Origin of the sequence: Bacillus sp. FDAARGOS_235 (genome assembly GCF_002073415.2) — a bacterium.
Lineage (GTDB): Bacteria > Bacillota > Bacilli > Bacillales > Bacillaceae_G > Bacillus_A > Bacillus_A toyonensis.
The window spans coordinates 456581-477849 of sequence record NZ_CP020437.2; the positions used below are offsets into that span (position 1 = coordinate 456581).

Genomic DNA, 21269 nt, shown 5'->3' on the forward strand with positions numbered 1-21269 from the left:
TTTTGGTATTTGTTTATACCATAGATGTAACTATTTGTTACAACATATATCTGTATCCAGTGAACTTCTAAAATTGTACAATAAAGCAATTAGCTACTTCAGCTAGCTGCTTTGTTGTGCAAAATAAAGGTTTTATTTCTCAACAACCATTATTGGAATTAAAACCCCACTAATGGTAATATGAAAATACCTTTCAGTCATAATTTTTAACATGTCAAGTGTTGTTCCCTTTTAAAAGGTCCTGTGTCAATCAGGGCCTTTTAAACTTGTTCCTTACTAAAATAGCGTTTTTATTAAAAACTTCTCACATTTAAACCGGACAAGTATATGTTATTCTATCGAGGCTTTCCATTCATAGCATTCTACCTTTCTTATTTGAGAGCACGCTTATATGTGTGCTCTTTTTATTTAAGATAAAATAAGGATTTTGTTTAAAAACCGCACATTTATTAAGAACATACATAAAATATCATGCGGTATTCTTTTTTAATATTAGTTTTGGTTAAAGAGCGCCTTAAAAGCGCTCTTTATATTTGTTAATAAATAACCATTTTTCTCAAACACACTCACGGTTTGTATAAGCCAATCATATATTTACATAGACAAGAAATAGCTTTTTATTATACATGCGCAATTTTTGTGCATGTTTTTTCTTTAATAAAATAACTATTTTGTTTAATTTTTAACATACAACCGCTTGTCCATGTCACTTTGCTCAACGCCTACATTTACTATCAGTAATATAAATTTTTTAGAGGTGAATTATATTGGACGAGTTTTTATCTTCTGCTGCATTAAACCAGAATTCGATTGGACCAACACTCCCACCTATGCAACCTTTTCAATTCCCTACTAGACCGACCGGTAACACCGGACCACCTGGCATTGTTTCAGTTACATTTAACCAAAGTCATATTCCTGCAACTAGCCCAACTAACCTCGTATTACCAGCTATTAGTGTAGGCGTTAATCAAATAGTAAAGTTAGAAGGAGTTTTCAGATCTGATTATGTTTCCCTAAGTCCCCTTACAGAATTTACTGTATCTTCAATTCTCGCTCTAAAAAGAGGCGTCTTTACTATTGCGGTTCAGATGGAGCTTCAAGAAGATATTTAATAACCAGTAAATGTTTCAACAAATTTAACACACAACGTTTCAATAGTCTGGATAGATACGCCTCCCCCTGGTACTTATGTATACAGGCTATCTCTGAATGCCACGGGAATTGGTACATCCACTAACACTATTAGTGAAAGAAACATAACTGCTACAGTAATAAACATTTAAAGTGTAATTCCCGGTCTATAAATCGTAATATGAAGTAAAACAAAAACAGCTTGTAGAAACAAAGCACCCTATTCCATGTTCTAAATTTTCAATACTAGAGCAGTGCATTTTATACAAACAGTTACGTAGTTTTGTTACGTTTCAAAATTAATCAATAGTAATAAAAATAGATTATTAAATTTGTTAATCCCAATAAATAGCTTTTAAAGTTGCGCTCACTTCCACCATTCATACTGATTTTCACATATTTCATATAAAGTATGAGAATGAGCAGAAAATCAGATATAACAGCAAAAGATCGTAAAGATGCGGGGAAAAAAGCATTAAAATCGGCAGTTGTTAAAGGTTGGATAAATGTAGGTAAATGGGGATTCTTTGGTGACATGGTTGCATTTATGGACAGATATTATACAGGCTATAAGAATTACAATCTTAAAAAGAAAAGAGAAAGAAGGGCTGATAGCAGCTCTTCTTTTTGGTTCTGGTGCAATAAATCTGCTTATAAAAGTCAAAGAGTGCGTCAAGAGTATAAAACATAAAAAGACATTCGATTTTTGATTTGAAATAAAGTCACAATGTTTATAAAAGGTTGGATAAATTATCTCTCTAAATTAAAAGATGCTACGTGTGTTTTGATTTATCTCTTTTATAAAATTGTATAACGCTTTACAAAGTAGATTCCTTTTCTCTCTTATCAATATTCATATGTTACAATAGTACCAGTAGTATCAGTGGTACCATTAAAACCATTAAAACAATTTGAACAACCGCCACAGCCGCCACAGCCGCCACAACCAAAACAACCGAAGCAACCAATACAACGGAATCCACCACAACGGAATCCACCACCACCACAACGACCTCCACAACCGCCACAACGACCGCAACCGCCACAGCGACGAGCAGCATCTTCAAAATAGTAGTATGGATATTGGTTTTGCTGGTCCCAATACACAATATTTCCAGACTGGTAATCATTAAGGCTTAACGCTTGTAGTTCTTGTTGAAACTTATTCATTTTCATGACCTCCGTTTATAAACTTTAACCTCATCGATGCTTTCCAATATTTCTGTTCGTTAAATCTAAGTAGAAATAACGCTATAAACTAAGTTCAATACGTACACCTATAAAGTATGACCTATCACTAGACGGTGCACCTTGTTCATATACCTATTTTTACTATGGGCTCATTTTTATAAATAGAAATTATAAAATGTGAATGCTTGCGTCATATCTTCATGCTTACTAAGTTCAATTCATTTCTCAATAACCATGATGCCGTATCCTACGTATTCCCGTATGCCGCTTAGATTTTTCTGTACTGTAAATGCCTCTCGTTATAACACTTCCATATACTTTCTGAGAGCACCTTCAGATATTCCTAACTTTTTTATATACTTCACTAGCCGAATAATCGATTTAGTCCGTCGTAGCGTCAAAACACCTACTAGTGACAGGACTCAATGACGGTTAAGAAATTCCTACAAAAAAAGCCCTGATTAGGGCTTTTCATTCTACTTTTTCAGCAAGCTCTCCATGAAATTGCTAATTGAAGAAAATTGAAAAAAGACGCACTTAGATTGATACGTCTTTTTTGCGATACCCCTTTTTTGAAATCATATAAAGAGGTATTATCCATACATATGTATAACAATACCTCTACTCTTTATCCAATTACATCTTTTACTTCTGTATCCACTGGCCATTTTTCTAATGTATAAGCCATTTCCCAAAATGAATATTCATATTGACTACTAATAATGAAATGCTGTTTCATACGCTTCCGATCAGACTCTGTCACTAGTTCAGCGATAGTATCTAATCGTGTAATTTGCTCTTCAACTAAAGTACGGAACCAATCAGATCCATAAGCAGAAATCCACTCTTTATAAATCGGCTCTTCTGGCTGACATTCTTTTAAACGTTCACCAATTTCATAATATAGCCAGTAGCAAGGTAAAATTGCTGCGATAATATCCCCTAAATGCCCTTCATACGCCGCACGGTACATATGTGAAGTATACGCATATGCAGTTGGGGCAGGGATAAAATGACCTTTTTCTTCTTCCGTAATTCCTAATTTCTTTGCGAAATTCTCATGTAATGATAATTCTGCCTCGTATGTATTTTGAGCATGGTGTGCCATGCGAGCTGTCGTTTCTAATTCAAGAGCCTTTGCAGCTCCTAAAGTTTGTACTCTAGCAAAATGACTTAAATAATATGAATCTTGAAGTACGTAATAACGAAAACTTGCCAAATCTAACGTACCTTCACCAAGTTTTTTTACAAAAGGATGATGAAAACTTGCCTCCCAAATAGAATCTACTTCTTTACGTAATGTTTGTGAAAAAGTCATTTAAATTCCTCCAATAATGTATAAAATATATGTATTTATCCACAGTTATTAAATCTGTAAAACAAAAAAAACTTTCTTTACAGGCGTAAAGAAAGTGAAATAGACAATATTAATGTATTCTTTAAATATAATCGTCTTCCCACTTCCCTACGCTGGTATTAACCAGATCAGGTACTAAGAGTCTCAAAATTATGTTTGATCTCAGCCTACAAAAGGCCCCCCTAGTGGATAAATATTTAGTTGTCGTATTGTAATTATCATAGCATACTTCGTGGAACTATCAAAAGTTTTAATTGTATAATTATCTTAAAAACCTTCTTCTTTCCTCACTCTTAATGAAGTTTCAATTATCATATCTAATAGTTTACTATAATTAATCCCCGCGGCATCTGCACTTTTTGGCAGTAAACTTGATTGGGTCATCCCTGGTAATGTATTAACCTCCATTACATATGGAATTCCGTCCTTCACCATCATATCAACCCTTGCATAAACACTACATTTTAATGCTTTATAACAAGCCAATGACGCTTTATTTACACGTTCCTTAATTTCAGTTGGAAGTTCAATAACTTCTTCAATTGTACTAACATCATCGTATTTTGCATTGTAGTCAAAAAACTCAGCTGCATGTCGAATTGAAACGATAGGTAAATGTTTACCATCAAAAATTGAACAAGTAATCTCGTCACCTTTTATATACTTCTCAATTACTACTTCAGAATCCCATTCGAATACAGTTTCCAGCATTGAGATCAATTCATTTTTATCATTGACGATCTTTACGCCAACACTCGAGCCGCCAGAGTTTGGTTTTACCACTAACGGAAATCCTAACTTATCTAAATCATCAAGCTTTAGATCCGCCATTTTTGTAAGTTCAATCCAATCTGGTGTTTCTACTCCTTCATAACGTAAAATCTTTTTCGAAATATTTTTATCCATACATATACCGCTAGATAACATATTGCTGCCACTATATGGAATACCTAAACTCTCAAGCGTCCCTTGAACCGTACCATCTTCTCCGTATTTTCCGTGTAATGCTAGCAATGCAAAATCAATGTCTTTCGCTTTTTCAATTAAATCCATTTTTTCATTTAACGTAATTGGAACGATTTCATACTTATTTTTATCTAAATGTGCAATCATTTCATTTCCAGTCATAATTGATACTTGTTTTTCAGAGGATACTCCTCCCATAATAACGCCAATTCTCATTTTCTCAACTCCAAGTTTCATTTTTTAAAGTTTCACCAATTATTTGAATCCCACTAACTATTTCTTTCTCCTTCAAACGTGAAAAACCTAAGCGGAATGTATTCGCTCCCCCTCCATCAGAATAAAAAACATCTCCAGGAGAAAACGTTACACCTTTCTCATAACACTTTTGTAAAAGTGTGCGAGCGTGAATTTTCTCTTCCAACTCTATAAACAAATGAAGTCCGCCATCTCCAGTCATCCTTTTAAACGGAATGTACTGATTGCAAGCCCCAACGGCTAACTCATATTTTTTCTTGTAAACAGATCTTGCCTTTTTTAAATATTTTTCAAAATATCCTTCATGTAAATATTGAAACAAAACAGCTTGATCTAACGTAGATGTGTGAATGGTTCTTGCTCTTTTAACACTTTCTAAATAATGAATCAGTTCTTTATCGGCAATAATCCACCCTACACGTAAACCAGGGAAAAGTACCTTCGAAAAGCTACTAATATAAATCACATTATTACCAGCCCCTGCAAAAGTTAATAGTGGCGATAAATGTGAACCTGAATAACGTAATTCTTCATTAAATCCGTCCTCTATAATAGGAACCTTATATTTCGAAAATAACCTCATCAATTCCGTTCTTTTCTCCGAACTTGTAACAATACCAGTTGGATTATGATAAGAAGGAATTAAATACGCAAAATCAAAATCCTTTTCACGTAAACTTTTTTCTACTTCAGTCGTATCAATACCATCATCATTCATATCTATCCCATGAACTTCAAGTCCATGTAAGCGAAAAAGTTTCAATGCAGCATGGTGAGTTGGATTCTCACAAATCACACGCCCTGATTTTTTCGCTAAGGAAGATAGTACAATATCTAATCCTTCTGTAAATCCATTTGTAATTAAAATATCTTTGTTCGAAATATCTACACCTTTTATTTCCATGTAATGAAGTAGATATTTCATTAACGGGCGGTAACCTTTTGCATATCCATAGTTCAATACGATATCCCCTTCAATGGACATACGAGTAAGAAAAGCTCTTTTGAAATTTTCAACATCAAATAGCTTTTCGTCCGGGGCTATACTATTAAAAACAACCATTCCTTTTTCCCAGCGGACTCCATGCTTCATTAAGTCTAATTCATCCGCTAATGTGGTAACTGTATTAAGTTTATTTTTCCAATCTATTTCAACAGACGAAGTGTTAGATATATCCACCTTCGCAACGAAATTCCCTTTTCCTTTTACTGCATAAATGAGTCCTTCTTGTTCTAAATCCGCATAAGCAGAGAGTACTGTATTTCTGCTCACTGATAATAATTCACTCAGTTCCCTTGTTGATGGGATCTTTTGATCACCGAGCAAATGCCCTTTCATAATCATCTTTTTAAAATAATCCTTTAATTGAATATAAACGGGACGATCTTTTACAACTTTAAAATCTTTAAACAATTTCTTACCCCCTGCAATTATTTTTGCATATTTATTTCATTCTCAAAAGGTCCACTACATATGTATTTTTTATTAACAGCGGTACGGTCTTATAAAGTGAAACTTTAATCCGTGGGAATTTTATTCATCCCCCACCGATTTTTAGCCCGAATCGGACATATATGGGCTAAAAGGCTCCCACCTAACTTTTTTTCTCCATCCGAATTTTGAAGGTGTGAGTTTTACTTCTATAAATCTCTACGATATAAGTTAATTACATCTTTTAAAGCAGCTGCTGCGGCTCCGCGTGGATTAGAAGCTCCACCAATTGTAGTAACTTGTCCCATTGTATCTGTAAAGAATGTTATTCCTTTTTCAGTTCCATTTACTTTTGCTAGTGGATGGTCTTTTTGTATTTCAAGCGGTTCTACATTAAGATTCACTTTACCATCCATATCCTTATATGCTGAAGCTATTAATTTAATATAATTGTTTTGTTCCTTAGCATGTCGAATTTGTTGTTTTGTAACATTTTCGATTCCTTTTATATGCATATCAGTAAGCATATTCTCAACACCCATCAAGCTGTTTGCCAAAAGTAATAATTTACACGCACTATCCGAACCACTTACATCTAATATTGGGTTCGTCTCAGCAATTCCTTTATTTTGCGCTTCTTTCAGTGCTTCTTCAAACGTAACATCTTCTTCATACATTTTTGTAAGAATATAATTAGTTGTCCCGTTTAATATTCCTTCTATTTTTTCAATATTGCATCCAGCCAAACTAAATTGTCCAATATCTAATGTCGGTAGTGCTGCAGCAGTTGCGCCACTATAGCGAATTCGTACATTCGCTTCTTTTGCTGCTGCCTTTATTTCTCTCCAGTTAGTAACGAGTGCACCTTTTGAAATTGCAACAATATCCATATGTTTCTCAATCGCTTGTTTTATATATTTTTTTCCCGGATTTCCATCTTTAAGATTTGTAACTGTTGATTCTACCAATACAGTACCACTTATCCCACTTGTTGCACGGTCTTTCGGGTGATGTTCTATATACTTTTCAATTGCTGCAGTACCGCTACCATACATTAATAAATGATGAATAGACAAACCTTCCTCATTATGTATTGCAATATTTCTACCTAATACGCCACTTACAACTAAATGGATTCCATATGTTTCGTATATATATAAATATTTTTCGTTTACTAATTTTATAAACTCTCTTCCTACTGTCCCGTATCCTGATAAAACAACTTGTATTTTCATAATATCCCCCCATATTTTTCTTCCATATCCCTCTTTCAATATAATATAAAGCGCTCCCGAATTCCATCGAGAGCGCTTTATTATTAACTATTGCGGTAACCGCGATAACTTTTCTGCAACTGTTCTATAAAACTCTTGAATATTAGAAAAACCTAACGTGTCTGAAACGCTTAGTCCTACCATGTCTAAATGATCCCAATTTGCTTTCGTTTCAATATGATTCCATTTACCAACCTGTAAAAACTCATTATTATTTACAGCAATACTAGTTGAAGGCGCAATCATAGAATTTGTATTTACTACACCGTCATTTTGCCACCAAGATGTATCAATTAATGGGCGATTTTCTTCAAATCTTGCATAGGAACCTAAGAAAAATGCATTCCCCATTAACACTTTGTTCATTGTAATATGAGGTAGTTGTAAACCTGTTATAGGTGCTGCTTGTGATGCATGTCCACTATACGATAAGTAATACACATCCGATTGCGTCTTTACCCAACTATTTAACTCCCTTGCTCCATCAGTACTTAAATCCCATTGACTAATATCTTTTGTATTTTCCCAAATTGAACTATTTAAAATCCGATCAGCATATTGGAAGAAGGACTCTCCAGCATTTTTTTTCATACCCCATTGGTCCAATTTAAAATCATATAATGATAAATTATTGTTTCCTCCTAAACTCGCAGCTGTAATGAGTAAATCTTTAACGAACGGCAATAGAAGACTTCCGTCCGCGAGTGTTGTGCCATTATGAGGAGTTGCTAAAGTTGTAACACTATGAACATACGATTTACCGCCTTCAAATAGTGGTGATATCTTTGCGTTCGGATGATTTTTCACATAGTCTTTTTCTTCATAACTGCCTTCTTTTAATAACTGCACTAATGTTCTTGTCGTTTGTCCACCCATGCTATGCCCAACTAAATGAACTTTATTTGTTTCACTCCAATTTGGTGCAAATCCACTATAAGTTCTACCAAAACGATTATGTCCATGTTTCTCAGCGTGTGCCGCACCATAGTCTACAATTCCACCGTTAATTTGTGCATATAATTCACATGCACGGTCCCAGTTACTAGAAACAGGACCAACAGCAGCCGTATGTACTGTATAGCCATTTCTTTTTAAATCTTCCTGTATATCATGAACACCACCCCAATATTTTACCCCTAACATTTCTTCCCTACCCCATCCAGCAAATCCATTCACTAAAATGATAGGATAATTATTTTGTTGCCTCTCTTCAGCGTAAGTTGTTTTCGCTATGAATGAACAAACAGTCACTAATGTGAAAAAACATACTTTTAAAAATAACTTTCCCATACTTTCTCCCCCTAATTAAACGCTTTCATTTTTCCGTGAAAAATATTGACACATTCAGTTTTTAACTTACACATAATGTAAAGTATTTTATATACGTTGTATATATAGAAAACATACACAAATGTTGATAAATATTAATTCAAGTAAACATTTACTTTTTACAATACAACTTGTAAATCTGATTATTTGAATTTATAATTGAATGTAGTTTCCTCATGTTACATGAATTTAACAATCATAAGAAAACTAATTTTATTGCTTGAAAAGGAGGAAAAAGCATGCAAATCGGATCAAACATTCATACATTAGCTCAACCTACTAAAATAACTCCATCTAACCTTGAGCATAATACTATCTCTTCTACTAAACTTGAAGGTAAGAAAGCAAATGATCCTATCAAGTTCGATATTCGTTCATCTGAAAAAGAAATGAAACAGCCTGAGCATAAATTTAACGAATTAGATTTATGGAAGATGTTAAAGGATAAAGGTGTTCCATTATGGATCATTCTTGAAATGCTACAAAAGTCTCGTAAAGAAAAAGAAGCTCAAAGTAATTCGGTTCAAAACCCAAATGTGATTGAGGAAACAAACGAGACTCGATTAAATGAAGTAATGTAATCTAAATGGCATATAACTAAAAAGAGTTCGAGGTTGATATAGTTTCTATCAACCTCGAACTCTTTTTTAAGATTTTTCTCCAATCGTTACAAACTGAAAAGATACTTCTCCTTCCAAACCTTTAATTAGCTTTTTTACTTTGACATTTTCATTAACCATTGTATTATCTGTCGACATTTTAGGCCTTTCGTCACCTAAAGATTTCTTAAATTGAAGAAGATGCATTTTCGTTTCATTTGCTTTTATTTCCTTATATACACTATTTTTTGCTACAATCACATACGATTGCGTTGGATATTTACGATTGTTACCTATCCAAGCGTCACTATCGTATGTAACAGGAATCTCTTTTCCTTCTATTTTAATACTTTTCATAGTCTTTTCGTCTTCACTTGTAAACAGTAGCGATCCTTCTTTTGGGAATTTCGGTAACGTATCTATAATATAATCGGAGTCATTATCTCGTTTACGAAAAACTTTTTCTTTAATCAACGCTAGTGCTGTAGATTCATTTAAAATTAAGACATGTCCATTTCCAACTTCACTTTTTTTCACAGAAAACACTTCATTTTCTTTCGTAATTTCCTGATAACGATTAATAATTGGTGAAATATTATTTTCATCTCCAATAATTAATACACCGTTTGCAGGGAATGCGTTGTCCTTTTTAGAGCATGCACTAAAGCTTATTAAAAGTATTATAGTTAACATAAAAATAGTTAAAGTTCTTTTCATCACGGTTCCTTTCATAATTCATATCATTTTTTACATGTTTTTTTGTAATTTTATTAGTTAATATCCTCTATCTCGCATTAACGGGCAGTAAGACCCCCACCTCAAAATTCAGCGAGAGCAAAGAAGTTAGGTGGGGGCTCAACTGCCCGCAAAAGCCCGATTGGTGAAGGCTAATAATCAGTGGGGGATGAAGGAAACCCCCACTGATTAAAGTTTCACTTTATTGCTCCATAGTCTTATAAAGCTTTTGTAGGTAACGCCAACGAGTGATAAAAAAATATAAAACTTGTATACATATAAATGAAATTAAAATAAAGATCGAGCTGTTTAAAATAGAAAAACTGACTAATTGTTGCAGTGCCGTATACGCAACTACAGTATGAATCACTGCAATGATAATTGGTAAGAAGAACATTAATACTAACTGTCTCGTTACAACTTTTTTTAACTCTCGTTTACTTAATCCCATTTTCGAAATCATTTTATATTGTTGTTGATCACGGTCCAAATCAGTATATAATCGGAAATAAATAAAACTAGCAGCAAATGTAAAGAAGACGATTCCGACTAAAACACTTGCCATGAGTAATAAACCATTCTTTTGCTTTGCCTCCAACAAGTTTAATGTTAAAGCTTCAAAGTAGAAATCTCTGTCCCTGAGATCTTTATCGAGTATACTCTTTAATTGATTTGAAATCTCTTTCGTTTTTATCCAATCATCTACAACAAATCCATAAGTACGATGTTGAATATTTTCATCTTGTGGATTACTCGTCAGAGGAATTTCATCATACACATGATCTTGAACAGCAATATAAATACTACTAGAATCATGTGGTAAAACTAAATCCCCAACAGTTTTTTTCACACGAAATGTCTTTGTCCAATCACCTTGAATAACTTCAATATTTTTTTTATAGTCACCATTTTTAAATTCTTGTTTTTGTGACACCCTCCCAGGAATTAGTAAAATTTCATCTTCTTTTTCAATTGTTTCTTGTTGGTACCCTAGTGCTCTCGTAAGTTCGTTATATTCACTTAATTTCAATACATTTACGTTACTTTCTGTAAATTTACTTGAAGATGAAGCCATTCGGTACGGAATATTTGCATCAGAGAGATGTTTTTTTATAATAGAGAGATGTTTATCTACTAATTTGTTGTTTTCAGAGCTTTCATACAGAAATGTATATGGGTTTGTCATCCACACTAAATTCCTATTACCAAGAGCGGCTGTTGTACCTATTGCTGTAAATGCAACTGCTGAAATAATAGATACTATAAAAAACATCGTTGCATTATCTTTCATACGGTAAATCAATTCTGAAAATGTTAATATATTTGTTCTCTTTAAAAAGAAAGATTCTCTCCTTTTAGCAAGATACAATATATACACGCTACACTGTGTATATAAAAAGTACGTTCCAATAATGACTAGAAGTACACCTATTCCGAGCGTAATAAAATTAATACTTGGGATAAAGCGAAATACTGAAATATATCCATAGCCTATACTAATTAAAGAAAGTAGCGATAATAAAATGGAAAATTTCGGTTCAGGCTTTGGCTTTTCCTCTGCTTGAATAAGTTCCACAAGTTCCGTTACTTTTATCATTTTAAAAGTAACAAGCGAAACGATTAAAAATAAGAAAAGAAATGTGATGACTGTTAATAGTACAGCCTTCACTGGTATATAAAAAGGTAAGCCATTACTAATCATTAATACACTTGCACTAATCAATAATACTAGTTTAGAAAATATGAGACCGATGAAAATCCCTATACAAATTGACCCAAGCCCAATTAACATATTTTCAATTAATAATAATTTCTTTAGCTGCCTCATTGACATACCTTGCATCATTAAAATGCCAAATTCTTTCTTACGCGTTTTTAAAAATGAACTTACTGAATATAGAATAAAGAAAAATGAAAAAACAAATATCAAGCCTTGCGAAACTGTAAATCCTAATGTACCAAATGCACTTATTGTTGCACTTGTCGATTTCAACTCCCCTTGTAAATCAGGATGAAATAATAAAAGGGCATACGTAAAGAAAATCATAATAGAAAATGTACAACTTAAAAAATGAGCAGCATATGTACGCTTATTACGAAAAATATTATTAAACGCGAACTGACGAAAAGTCATGCCTTTTGCCTCCTAACAAAGAAAGGACATCCATAATCTTTTGATAAAAGGCTTGCCTGCTTTCACCACAATAAATTTCATTATATAATTGACCATCTTTAATAAATATAACTCTGCTGCAAAAGCTCGCTGCATACGGATCATGTGTAACTAACATCATCGTTGCTTTTTCTTCTTTATTAAGAGTATCTAGCATCTCCATTACATCATTTGAAGATTTAGAGTCTAAATTCCCTGTTGGTTCATCTGCAAGTAATAATTGTGGTTTATGAACGATAGCACGAGCGATTGCAGTTCTTTGAGCTTGCCCCCCTGATATTTCAAACGTTCTTTTACTCAATATATCTGCAATATTTAATTTCTCTGCAATATCTTCCACTCGTTTGTTCATTTCTTGTACAGATACACCATCTAGTGTCATCGGCAATACAATGTTTTCTTTCACTGTAAGTGTGCTAAGTAAATTAAATGATTGAAAAACAAATCCTAATTGTTTCCTACGAAATAAAGCTAAACTGTCTGATGATAACTGAAAAGGATTTGTACCATTTATTAATATTTCTCCCGATGTAGGAGAATCAATAGTAGATACCATATTTAATAATGTTGTTTTCCCGCTACCTGATGGTCCCATAATTCCTACAAATTCACCTTCTTGAATTGATAAATCAATATCTACCAATGCTTTAAAAGGTATTTTCCCTTTATATACTTTACTAATACTTTTTGCATGTAAAATTTCCATTTATATTCTCCCTTCATTTCCGCTGCTCACTATAAAGTGTAAATGAATTGTCTTATAGCACATATTGATTCATCTTTCATTTATCTTACACGCTTGTAAGATTTCTAAAAAAACTGATAACAAATCTATTTCCAATATATAATCAACGTATATCTATCTTATAATATTTGTATAGTGGTATGGAATACAATGCTTCTTACTTCTATTCGCTGAAACACCTTGTATTCTTTATTAGCAACATGCAATATATTATAAAGAATAACTATACAACTTTAAAACAATGAATAACAACTTATCATATAGTACGAAAAAAAGCTCAGAGTTTTAGCTCTAAGCTTTATTACTGATTTCATATGCAATATAGCTCCCTTCAAAGAGCTATATTTTTTATCCACTCTGATTTACTCAATACATAATGATTAAATAGTCGATTTTCTATCGTCTGTTGGCTCATATAAGTAAATCCGCATTTTTCAATAACTTTATTTGATGGTACATTTTTAATTAAAGCAATTGCGTTGAGGACATTTACATTTGTTTTTTTAAACAAATAGTCAATTAAGCCTTTAGTCGCTTTTGTAGCATAGCCATTATTTTGATATTCACTTGAGATAGCATACATTATCTCTCTGTTTGGTGAAGGGAGTTCTTCTTTAATACCTGTGCAGCACCATCCAATGAATTCATTTGTAGCTTGCTTAAATATTCCTAGCTTTAACATATGATTATCTATGTTATTCGTAGTTTTCACTGCCTCAAGAAATGCTTTATTTGCTGGTATTTCATCATTGATAATCCAATTAACCCTCTGTTCTTTCGTTGATTTCTAGTCTGGCAAAAATTTTTCTATTTCCGGTTGATTCGATATTTTATAAATACTCTCAGTATCTTTCATAGTAAACTCTTGTAGATATATATCTCCACAGTCTATTCTAAATAACTTAGTTGAACTCTCTGCTCCCATGTTAATCCCCCTAAATAATTATAGCGCCTTAATCTGTTTCGTAAGTTCTATAAATCGTTCATCAAGTTCTTTATATTCTTTATCATTAGAAGTTAAAAAGCTTAATTTTCCTAATACTTCTTGTCTCTCTGTTTCTAACGTTAAACGCAACTCTTCAATTTCATCTCTTGTTTTAGGAGGTTCTTCTAGCTGTTTTTGTATCGTATGATTTGAAAACACGAGTTTTGTGTTAGTTGTTTTCTCTAGAAAATATCGATCGTGAGAAACGATAACTAGTGTTCCATTATACTCCGCTAATGTATTTTCAAGCTGTTCGCGTGAAGGCAGATCAAGGTGATTTGTCGGTTCATCTAAAATGAGTACGTCTTTTTCATCTAAAATATAAACCATTAATTTACATTTCACTCGTTCTCCCATGCTCATATGTTCAATCTGCTCTTTCCATTGAGAAGCTTGGAACCCTAAATGTTTCATTAAATTTTGGACTTTCCCTCTTTTTTCAAATGAATCTTTAAAAAATAAATCTTCTGGCGTTTTATCAAGTGGTAAATCAAATACTTCTTGTGTTAAATAACCGATGTTTGCAGATGGTGAAACCCATACTTCTCCTTCCACAGTTTCCGTTCCCATAATCATCTTTAGTAATGTTGTTTTCCCACTACCGTTTGGTCCAACAATCGCAACCTTCTCACCGTGCTGAATTGTAAAATTAACGTTTTCAAATAATATTTTTCCATGAAAGTCTTTTTTTAATTGTTTTACTTCTAAAAAGCGTTTTCCTACTTTTTTACTCGCTTGAATAGAGAACTCAACTGAGTATTCCTCTTTCACACGTTCTACTTTCGTTTTCTCTAGCTCTTTTTCGAGACGTTTTCGTTTTGACTTAACTTGCGCATCCATTCGCTTCGCTTTTACACGATAAAATTCTTTAACACCTTCTTGTTTTGTAGACTGTGCGTGTGCCTTTTGTGACCATGAACTTAATTCTTTTATATGTGTTTCTACTTGTTCAATCTTTTTTTGCTGCTTTTCATATTCACGTTGTTGCGTCTGTCTTTTTTGCTCACGTGCTTTCATATAACTCGTATAATTACCGCTATGCTCAATTAATTTTTTATCCTCAATTGACCATATTTTTGTTGCGACAACATCTAAAAAATATCGATCATGCGATACAACGATAACTGTACCTTTCATATTTTTTATTTGTTTAATAAGAAATTCCGTACTCATCTCATCTAAATGATTTGTCGGTTCGTCTAATATTAAGACATTAGGATTTTTCGCAAATCCTTTCGCTAACCGAACTTTCAGCTTTTCACCACCACTTAAAGTACGAAAATCATTCGTTGGCACGCCCCATTTTGCAAGAAGCTCTGCTTCTTTTGCAATCACATCCTTACTAATAAAAGATTCTATTTCTTGTTCAACATATGCTGTTGTCATATTCATTTGCTGCCACTCAACAATTCCTTTTGATGGCTCAATCTTCCCATTTATTAATTGAAGTAACGTTGATTTACCAGCACCATTTTTACCAATTAATCCGATTATATCCCCTTGTTTTACTACTACATTCATTTTTTCTAACAAAGTATTTTCCTTTATTTCAACATACACATCATTTAATTTTAAAAGCTCTTTCATATTACCGATCCCTTTCATAAAGGGAGAACAAAAAAATCCTCCCAAAGTAATTTTGGCAGGATTAGTCATTACATTATTTATACCCAAATAAGCTATTACGCAAATCAAATAGCAATACCGTTGAATGGAATTGGGCAGACTAATCCTATTTTTTACAAATTGAAATTTATTTAATTTCAACATTTAAAAATAAGATTAGTTAATCATCGTCCACCCATCATTCCTTTCCGTCGTTAGTAACCATATTGTACCATAATAGTACTGTATGAGTAAATGCAATTATATGTGCTTTTAAAAAGATTGCTTTTTTTTAAGGTCTATTTATCAATTCTAAACTTCATATTAAACAAGCATAAACCACATTTGTTGTACTACTTGCTTTAGATTCCCCTAACAATAAAATTCTAAACATCTCCCTCTTATATAATTTTTATATAGATTCATCATAAATCATATATTATACATACTAAATTTCAGTTCTTATAATAAAGGTATCATTTTTAAGGGGGGATTCTACAATGGAATTTAGCAAACTCGGAAACAGTGGGTTAACAGTAAGTAAGATTGCATACGGGAACTGGATAAACCATGGCGGAAAGGTAAATGAAGATACTGCAAATGATTGTGTGAAAACCGCACTAGATGTCGGAATTACAACGTTTGATACTGCTGATGTTTATTCGGACACGATAGCCGAAGAAGTACTAGGCCGGTCTTTAAAAGGCATACGGCGAGAAAGTATAGAACTATGTACAAAAGTATGTCATCCGACCGGACCTGGAAAAAATGATCGTGGATTGTCGCGGAAACATATTATTGAAAATTGTAATGCATCATTAAAACGGTTGCAGACAGACTACATTGATGTCTATTATGCACATAGATTTGATACAACAACTCCCCTTGAAGAAACGATGTTAGCTTTTGCTGATCTTGTAAGACAAGGTAAAGTCCTTTACTTAGGCGTAAGTGAGTGGACATCAGAACAAATTACCCGTGGTGCAGCACTTGCACGAGAATTGAACATTCCACTTATCGCTAGCCAACCTCAATATTCGATGTTGTGGCGAGTTATTGAAACTGATGTAATACCAACATGTCAACGTGAGGGACTTGGTCAAGTTGTTTGGTCTCCCCTTGCACAAGGTATTCTCACAGGAAAATATCAACCTGGTAAACCATTGCCGAATCAATCACGTGCTAACTCTGATGCTGGTAAACCATTTTTCCAAAAACTCGTGCAACGCTGGATGAGCGATGATGTACTCAATGCAATTCAGAAACTTAATCCCATCGCGCAAGAAACTAATCTTACCTTACCTCAACTTGCAGTTGCTTGGGTATTACAAAATCCAGCTGTTTCCTCTGCAATTATTGGTGCATCAAATCCAGAGCAAATAAGAGAAAACGTAATTGCTTCTAGCGTTAAATTACAACCTGAAATTATTGATCAAATCGATGGTGTACTAAAAGATTTCATTGAGTATGATCCGAGCAAAACAGGTTAAAACACCTTTTTGTTCTACCTATAAAGAAGCTTTCCTTTTCAAATCTACACTGCCCATCCTATACAGATGGGTTATTATCTTTTACATTCACATTGTGAAGTTGTATAAACCTCTCTAACAACTATTAAAAAGTTCTCTAACACAACGGACTGTTCATCTAGTCTCCATCCAGCATATAAATTTATTTTTGGGGTATTTTCTTGAATTTCTTTATATGTAACTCCCGGTTTTTTATAACTTTCCATTGATGATGGAACGACAGAAATCCCCATTCCTGCTGCAACTAAATTCACAATCGTTTGCATTTGAATCGCTTCTTGAACAATATTTAAACTTACTCCATGTTCCCAAAAGTAACTAATAATTACATCATAAAAGTTTGTACCAAAATGACGTGGAAATAAAATAAATGGTTCATCCACTAATGATTTAATTGGAATGTTACGTAACATAACGAAAGGGTGCTCTTCATGCAAAACCAATTTTAAATATTCTACAGAACAAACTTCGGAAGTTAAAATTTCATTATTCTGCTTGGAACGAATAAATCCAATATGAATTTGTTTTTCATAGAGTGCTTTTATTTGTTGATCTGTTGTCATTTCGCGTAATATGAGCTTAATTTTAGGAAACCGTTCCCGAAATTTTTTTAATACATTTATAACGGTTTCTGTAGAATCGACAAACCCAATTATTAAATGTCCTATCTTTCCTTCATCCGCAAGCTGTGTTTCTTTAATCGTTCTATCTACTTGAAGCAGCGTTTGTCGCGCACCTTCTAAAAATATTTTCCCGGCATCGGTAAGCTCAACCATTCTCTTTGTCCGGTAAAAAAGTTGAACCCCTAATTCATCTTCTAATTTACGAATCTCTTGGCTTAAAGGCGGTTGTGCCATCATAAGACGCTCTGCTGCACGACTAAAGTTTAATTCTTCTGCCACTGTTATAAAATATCTCATTTTCCGAATATCTATTGCAATCCCCCCTATTATTAACAACTAGCAAAGAAGCCCTCCTTCTAATAAATCGTAAATAAAAAACAGGAGGAAAATATATCAATCCCTTTTCTTTTTTATCATAAATCATTTCATTGTAAATACGAGATGAAAATCATTAAAAATTCTAAATTACAAGTATAAGAGTGAATGTTATCCTCAAGAGCATCTTATGATAAGTTGAATTATATGTTTTCAGCAATTTTATTACTTGCATATATTATTTCATTTACCATTTTAGTTGAGTAACTAGTTTTTGATATTGTATTCACCTAATTGTAAAAACAAAGTATCATTTATTATTCAATAAAATTTTATTGTTTTTCAATAAAATTTTATTGATTATTCCCCCTTAATAAGCTATTATAAGTTTGCAGAAAATATGAAAGTAAGGATTGAATTTATGGACAAGACATTAAAAATCACAAAATCAAATATGTTTTTAAAGATTTTTCTCATCCCGATTATAGTAGGGATTATTGTTGGTATACTAACTAAATTGGGTCAAGGTATACTTCCAGGAAATTGGAATTCATTAGCTAACCTAGGAAGTGTTTGGTTAGTTCCATCCTTTTTTGTGGCTAGTCTTAGTTATTCTAAGCGTACAGCTATGCTTTCCGGTATACTTGCGCTGCTAGGTATGGTTTTAGGCTATTATGGTTATGCAATAATTATTAAAAATGTAGCTCACTCTATTTATTTTATATCTGTATGGATTGTATGTGCATGTATAGGAGGAACTATCTTCGGAATTGCAGGTTTTCTATGGAAAGATACTACAAATCCTCTTCATAAATTCGGAAGCGCACTTATAAGTGGAGTTTTTGTAACGGATGGGCTTCACATTCTTTTAAATTTTGAAGACTACAGTCACATGTTACCTGTTGGATATACCGAAGTGATAGTCGGAATTATCTTGATTATTGTATTGGAACGCTCTAATGCTAATCGAATTTCTTCTTTTTTAGTGGTGATTCCTATCATTATTTTAGGTTTAATTGGATATAAATTATTAAGTTTGTTTGCTTAATTACAATTCATAAAGCTAGCTCTTTCAAAGGGGTAGCTTGTTTCTTACAAAAAATTATCTATCAATTAACTTATTATTAAATCCTTCTAATTTAACAGTCGTATTTATTATCATTTCATTTACTCGCTATAAAATAAGGCTAAAAAACTTAACTCCAAAGTTCTTTAGCCTAGATCACTTTTTTACACATTAAAAAATGTTATTTGTACAATGGTACCTTTACCAACTTCTGAATGAATTTCTACACGATGCCCTAATTGTTTCGTAATTTCATATACAAGATATAACCCCATTCCAGTTGATTCTTTAAAATCTCTACCATTTTCTCCTGTAAAGAACGGTTTAAATACTCTTGGTAAATCTTGCTTCGGTATCCCGACGCCACTATCGGCTATTTCAAGTACAACAGTATTACATTCCTTACATGCTTTCACTTTAATCTTTTCTCTACTACCTGATGAGTATTTAATCGCATTCGATATAATTTGTCCTATTAAAAATTGCAACCATTTCGCATCACTTTCTACAGTAATACCTTTATCAATTTCAAGCTCTGGATATACAAAATTCCGGATAAAGAAGCGTTTATGTTCATGCACGGAATCATTTACTACTTTATGTAGTTGGACTCTTTCTACATAAAAATCTTGTGTAAATGCTTCTAAACGCGCGACATATAATGCCATCTCTAATCCCTTTTTCAAGCGATCTGTTTCCTCATTAATACTTTCAAAACGCGAATCCACTTCATCCTGTGTAATTAATTCTATTACAGATAGAGGTGTTTTCATTTGATGAATCCACTGATTCATAAAGGTTAAATGATCATTATTTTTTCTTTCTTGTAATTGCAGTTGATTTTGATAATGACGATATTGTGCATCAAGCAAATCTTGGAGAGCAGTAGATACAACTGCAAAATCAGATTTTTGAACGGATTCATCCAAAGATTGCAATGGATTTGCTAAACGCTCATAAAAAGAACGATGTGTAAAATAACGAAATATTAAGTAGCTTACCATAAAAAAAGCACCTAAAAACATTGCATATAATGCTGTTGTAATATGATTATGTCCATCAAACCAATATACGAGGAATATGGCTAGTAGTTGGAGCACTGTAAAACAAATAAGTGGTATATGGTCACGTATAAACAGCCTTATCATTTTTCCACACCATTTTCCCAAGTAATATGCAACCTATATCCAACACTACGAATTGTTTCAATCGCATCCTCAATATGTAATGTTTTTAACTTTTTACGCACACGTGTTGTATTTACACTTAATGTATTATCATCAACGTAAGATTCACTATCCCATAACTTATTAAGTAACACTTCTCTACTCACAACACGCGGATAATTTTTCATTAACATTTCTAATAAAATGGCTTCGTTTCTCGTTATATCAATCTCTTGATTCCGCAACTTCAATACAAGCCTTTCGGGATATAAACTAAGTCCTTGTTGCTCAACCATTCTTTCTTCTAGTTTCGGTGCATAATCACCGTAAGCACGTCTTAAATGGCTACGAATTTTTGCCATTACAACTTCATAATGAAAAGGCTTCGGAATAAAATCATCGCCACCATTTTCTAACGCCATAACCTGATCCATCGTACCTTCACGGGCCGAGATAAATAAAATTGGACATGTGGAAACTCCGCGAATTTGACGACACCAATAGTAACCGTCAAAGCTTGGTAAATTAATATCTAATAAAACTAACTCTGGTTGTTCTTCTAAAAATATGTCTAACACATTTTGAAAATCCGATATTACAATTCCTTGGTAACCGTATTTCGCAACATAAGTTGATAATAGCTCCGCAATTTTCATATCATCTTCAACAATCATAATTTTGACCATTCTTAAACTCCTTTTAATTCACAATCTCAAATATACTTATACAAAGTAAATACTACCTCTTTTTATTTCATCCGTAAATTAAAAAAGGATACTTTTAAAAAACA

The 21269-nt window shown here is 33.0% G+C and carries 18 protein-coding genes, 1 pseudogene and 1 riboswitch; of the genes and pseudogenes, 5 read left to right on the forward strand and 14 right to left on the reverse strand.

What is annotated here, in order from left to right; genetic code table 11:
- Positions 1–767: 767 nt before the first annotated feature.
- Together A6J74_RS04060 and A6J74_RS04065 are read left to right on the forward strand one after the other, a co-directional pair.
- Positions 768–1115 (forward strand): exosporium leader peptide-containing protein, encoded by a 348-nt coding sequence (locus tag A6J74_RS04060; protein ID WP_000343263.1) that lies wholly within the window; start codon positions 768–770, stop codon positions 1113–1115.
- Between the two features lie 437 nt (positions 1116–1552).
- Complete coding sequence (locus A6J74_RS04065) at positions 1553–1825, forward strand: hypothetical protein (RefSeq protein WP_000088127.1); 273 nt, start codon at positions 1553–1555, stop codon at positions 1823–1825.
- 155 nt (positions 1826–1980) lie between these two features.
- Here A6J74_RS04065 and A6J74_RS04070 read toward each other — a convergent pair whose 3' ends face one another.
- The 6 genes from A6J74_RS04070 to A6J74_RS04095 all read right to left on the reverse strand — a co-directional run bounded on the left by A6J74_RS04070 (position 1981) and on the right by A6J74_RS04095 (position 8899).
- A complete protein-coding gene (locus tag A6J74_RS04070; RefSeq protein ID WP_001032074.1) occupies positions 1981–2304 on the reverse strand; it encodes a heterocycloanthracin/sonorensin family bacteriocin in 324 nt (107 codons plus the stop codon).
- A gap of 649 nt (positions 2305–2953) precedes the next feature.
- Positions 2954–3643: a thiaminase II gene (tenA, locus tag A6J74_RS04075; protein WP_000144530.1), complete on the reverse strand. Its 690-nt coding sequence runs from the start codon at positions 3641–3643 to the stop codon at positions 2954–2956.
- A 127-nt stretch (positions 3644–3770) separates the two neighbouring features.
- Positions 3771–3876: riboswitch (TPP riboswitch) on the reverse strand.
- 73 nt (positions 3877–3949) lie between these two features.
- Positions 3950–4864: a D-alanine--D-alanine ligase gene (gene ddlB / locus A6J74_RS04080; protein WP_002038752.1), complete on the reverse strand. Its 915-nt coding sequence runs from the start codon at positions 4862–4864 to the stop codon at positions 3950–3952.
- 4 nt (positions 4865–4868) lie between these two features.
- Positions 4869–6317, reverse strand: coding sequence for a MocR-like pyridoxine biosynthesis transcription factor PdxR (gene pdxR, locus A6J74_RS04085; RefSeq protein ID WP_000471599.1), 1449 nt, complete (start codon positions 6315–6317; stop codon positions 4869–4871).
- Between the two features lie 227 nt (positions 6318–6544).
- Positions 6545–7570, reverse strand: a complete 1026-nt coding sequence (locus tag A6J74_RS04090) for a homoserine dehydrogenase (RefSeq protein ID WP_000701775.1) — start codon at positions 7568–7570, stop codon at positions 6545–6547.
- A gap of 87 nt (positions 7571–7657) precedes the next feature.
- The gene (locus A6J74_RS04095; protein WP_000517087.1) at positions 7658–8899 is read right to left on the reverse strand and encodes an esterase/lipase family protein; all 1242 of its coding nucleotides are present in this window, start codon (positions 8897–8899) and stop codon (positions 7658–7660) included.
- Between the two features lie 278 nt (positions 8900–9177).
- On the opposite strand from A6J74_RS04095, the gene A6J74_RS04100 reads away from it, so the two are divergent.
- Positions 9178–9519, forward strand: a complete 342-nt coding sequence (locus A6J74_RS04100; RefSeq protein ID WP_001165487.1) for a DUF3914 domain-containing protein — start codon at positions 9178–9180, stop codon at positions 9517–9519.
- 66 nt (positions 9520–9585) lie between these two features.
- Here the strand turns inward: A6J74_RS04100 and A6J74_RS04105 are convergent, their stop codons facing one another.
- The 5 genes and pseudogenes from A6J74_RS04105 to abc-f form a co-directional block, all read right to left on the reverse strand.
- On the reverse strand, positions 9586–10254 hold the full coding sequence (locus A6J74_RS04105; protein ID WP_000831680.1) for a lipoprotein BA_5634 family protein: 669 nt from the start codon (positions 10252–10254) through the stop codon (positions 9586–9588).
- A 220-nt stretch (positions 10255–10474) separates the two neighbouring features.
- Positions 10475–12406, reverse strand: a complete 1932-nt coding sequence (locus A6J74_RS04115; RefSeq protein ID WP_000144137.1) for an ABC transporter permease — start codon at positions 12404–12406, stop codon at positions 10475–10477.
- Entirely contained in the window at positions 12381–13151 is a 771-nt protein-coding gene (locus A6J74_RS04120) for an ABC transporter ATP-binding protein (protein WP_000404264.1), read from the reverse strand. The genes A6J74_RS04115 and A6J74_RS04120 overlap by 26 nt, the downstream gene beginning before the upstream one ends.
- A 370-nt stretch (positions 13152–13521) precedes the next feature.
- Positions 13522–14115 (reverse strand): annotated as a pseudogene (locus A6J74_RS04125) (GNAT family N-acetyltransferase).
- Between the two features lie 18 nt (positions 14116–14133).
- Complete coding sequence (abc-f, locus tag A6J74_RS04130; protein ID WP_002105200.1) at positions 14134–15762, reverse strand: ribosomal protection-like ABC-F family protein; 1629 nt, start codon at positions 15760–15762, stop codon at positions 14134–14136.
- 518 nt (positions 15763–16280) lie between these two features.
- Here abc-f and A6J74_RS04135 point away from each other — a divergent pair.
- Positions 16281–17270 carry an aldo/keto reductase family protein gene (locus A6J74_RS04135; RefSeq protein WP_000395979.1) on the forward strand — a complete coding sequence of 330 codons (990 nt, stop codon included), beginning with the start codon at positions 16281–16283 and terminating at the stop codon, positions 17268–17270.
- 74 nt (positions 17271–17344) lie between these two features.
- On the opposite strand, the gene A6J74_RS04140 is transcribed toward A6J74_RS04135, so the two are convergent.
- Positions 17345–18244, reverse strand: coding sequence for a LysR substrate-binding domain-containing protein (locus tag A6J74_RS04140; protein WP_306472665.1), 900 nt, complete (start codon positions 18242–18244; stop codon positions 17345–17347).
- 424 nt (positions 18245–18668) lie between these two features.
- On the opposite strand from A6J74_RS04140, the gene A6J74_RS04145 reads away from it, so the two are divergent.
- On the forward strand, positions 18669–19295 hold the full coding sequence (locus A6J74_RS04145; RefSeq protein ID WP_000361817.1) for a DUF6518 family protein: 627 nt from the start codon (positions 18669–18671) through the stop codon (positions 19293–19295).
- A gap of 182 nt (positions 19296–19477) precedes the next feature.
- Here the strand turns inward: A6J74_RS04145 and A6J74_RS04150 are convergent, their stop codons facing one another.
- Positions 19478–20461: a sensor histidine kinase gene (locus tag A6J74_RS04150; RefSeq protein WP_000620173.1), complete on the reverse strand. Its 984-nt coding sequence runs from the start codon at positions 20459–20461 to the stop codon at positions 19478–19480.
- Complete coding sequence (locus A6J74_RS04155; protein ID WP_000239006.1) at positions 20458–21165, reverse strand: response regulator transcription factor; 708 nt, start codon at positions 21163–21165, stop codon at positions 20458–20460. Before A6J74_RS04155 ends, A6J74_RS04150 begins: the two co-directional genes overlap by 4 nt.
- Positions 21166–21269 lie beyond the last annotated feature (104 nt).

Excerpts from the sequence above, each read along its gene's own strand:
- A6J74_RS04065 (WP_000088127.1), top strand. The coding sequence starts at position 1,553 with ATGAGCAGAAAATCAGATATAACAGCAAAAGATCGTAAAGATGCGGGG.
- A6J74_RS04070 (WP_001032074.1), bottom strand. The coding sequence starts at position 2,304 with ATGAATAAGTTTCAACAAGAACTACAAGCGTTAAGCCTTAATGATTAC.
- tenA (WP_000144530.1), bottom strand. The coding sequence starts at position 3,643 with ATGACTTTTTCACAAACATTACGTAAAGAAGTAGATTCTATTTGGGAG.
- ddlB (WP_002038752.1), bottom strand. The coding sequence starts at position 4,864 with ATGAGAATTGGCGTTATTATGGGAGGAGTATCCTCTGAAAAACAAGTA.
- A6J74_RS04090 (WP_000701775.1), bottom strand. The coding sequence starts at position 7,570 with ATGAAAATACAAGTTGTTTTATCAGGATACGGGACAGTAGGAAGAGAG.
- A6J74_RS04095 (WP_000517087.1), bottom strand. The coding sequence starts at position 8,899 with ATGGGAAAGTTATTTTTAAAAGTATGTTTTTTCACATTAGTGACTGTT.
- A6J74_RS04100 (WP_001165487.1), top strand. The coding sequence starts at position 9,178 with ATGCAAATCGGATCAAACATTCATACATTAGCTCAACCTACTAAAATA.
- A6J74_RS04105 (WP_000831680.1), bottom strand. The coding sequence starts at position 10,254 with ATGAAAAGAACTTTAACTATTTTTATGTTAACTATAATACTTTTAATA.
- A6J74_RS04115 (WP_000144137.1), bottom strand. The coding sequence starts at position 12,406 with ATGACTTTTCGTCAGTTCGCGTTTAATAATATTTTTCGTAATAAGCGT.
- A6J74_RS04120 (WP_000404264.1), bottom strand. The coding sequence starts at position 13,151 with ATGGAAATTTTACATGCAAAAAGTATTAGTAAAGTATATAAAGGGAAA.
- abc-f (WP_002105200.1), bottom strand. The coding sequence starts at position 15,762 with ATGAAAGAGCTTTTAAAATTAAATGATGTGTATGTTGAAATAAAGGAA.
- A6J74_RS04135 (WP_000395979.1), top strand. The coding sequence starts at position 16,281 with ATGGAATTTAGCAAACTCGGAAACAGTGGGTTAACAGTAAGTAAGATT.
- A6J74_RS04145 (WP_000361817.1), top strand. The coding sequence starts at position 18,669 with ATGGACAAGACATTAAAAATCACAAAATCAAATATGTTTTTAAAGATT.
- A6J74_RS04150 (WP_000620173.1), bottom strand. The coding sequence starts at position 20,461 with ATGATAAGGCTGTTTATACGTGACCATATACCACTTATTTGTTTTACA.
- A6J74_RS04155 (WP_000239006.1), bottom strand. The coding sequence starts at position 21,165 with ATGGTCAAAATTATGATTGTTGAAGATGATATGAAAATTGCGGAGCTA.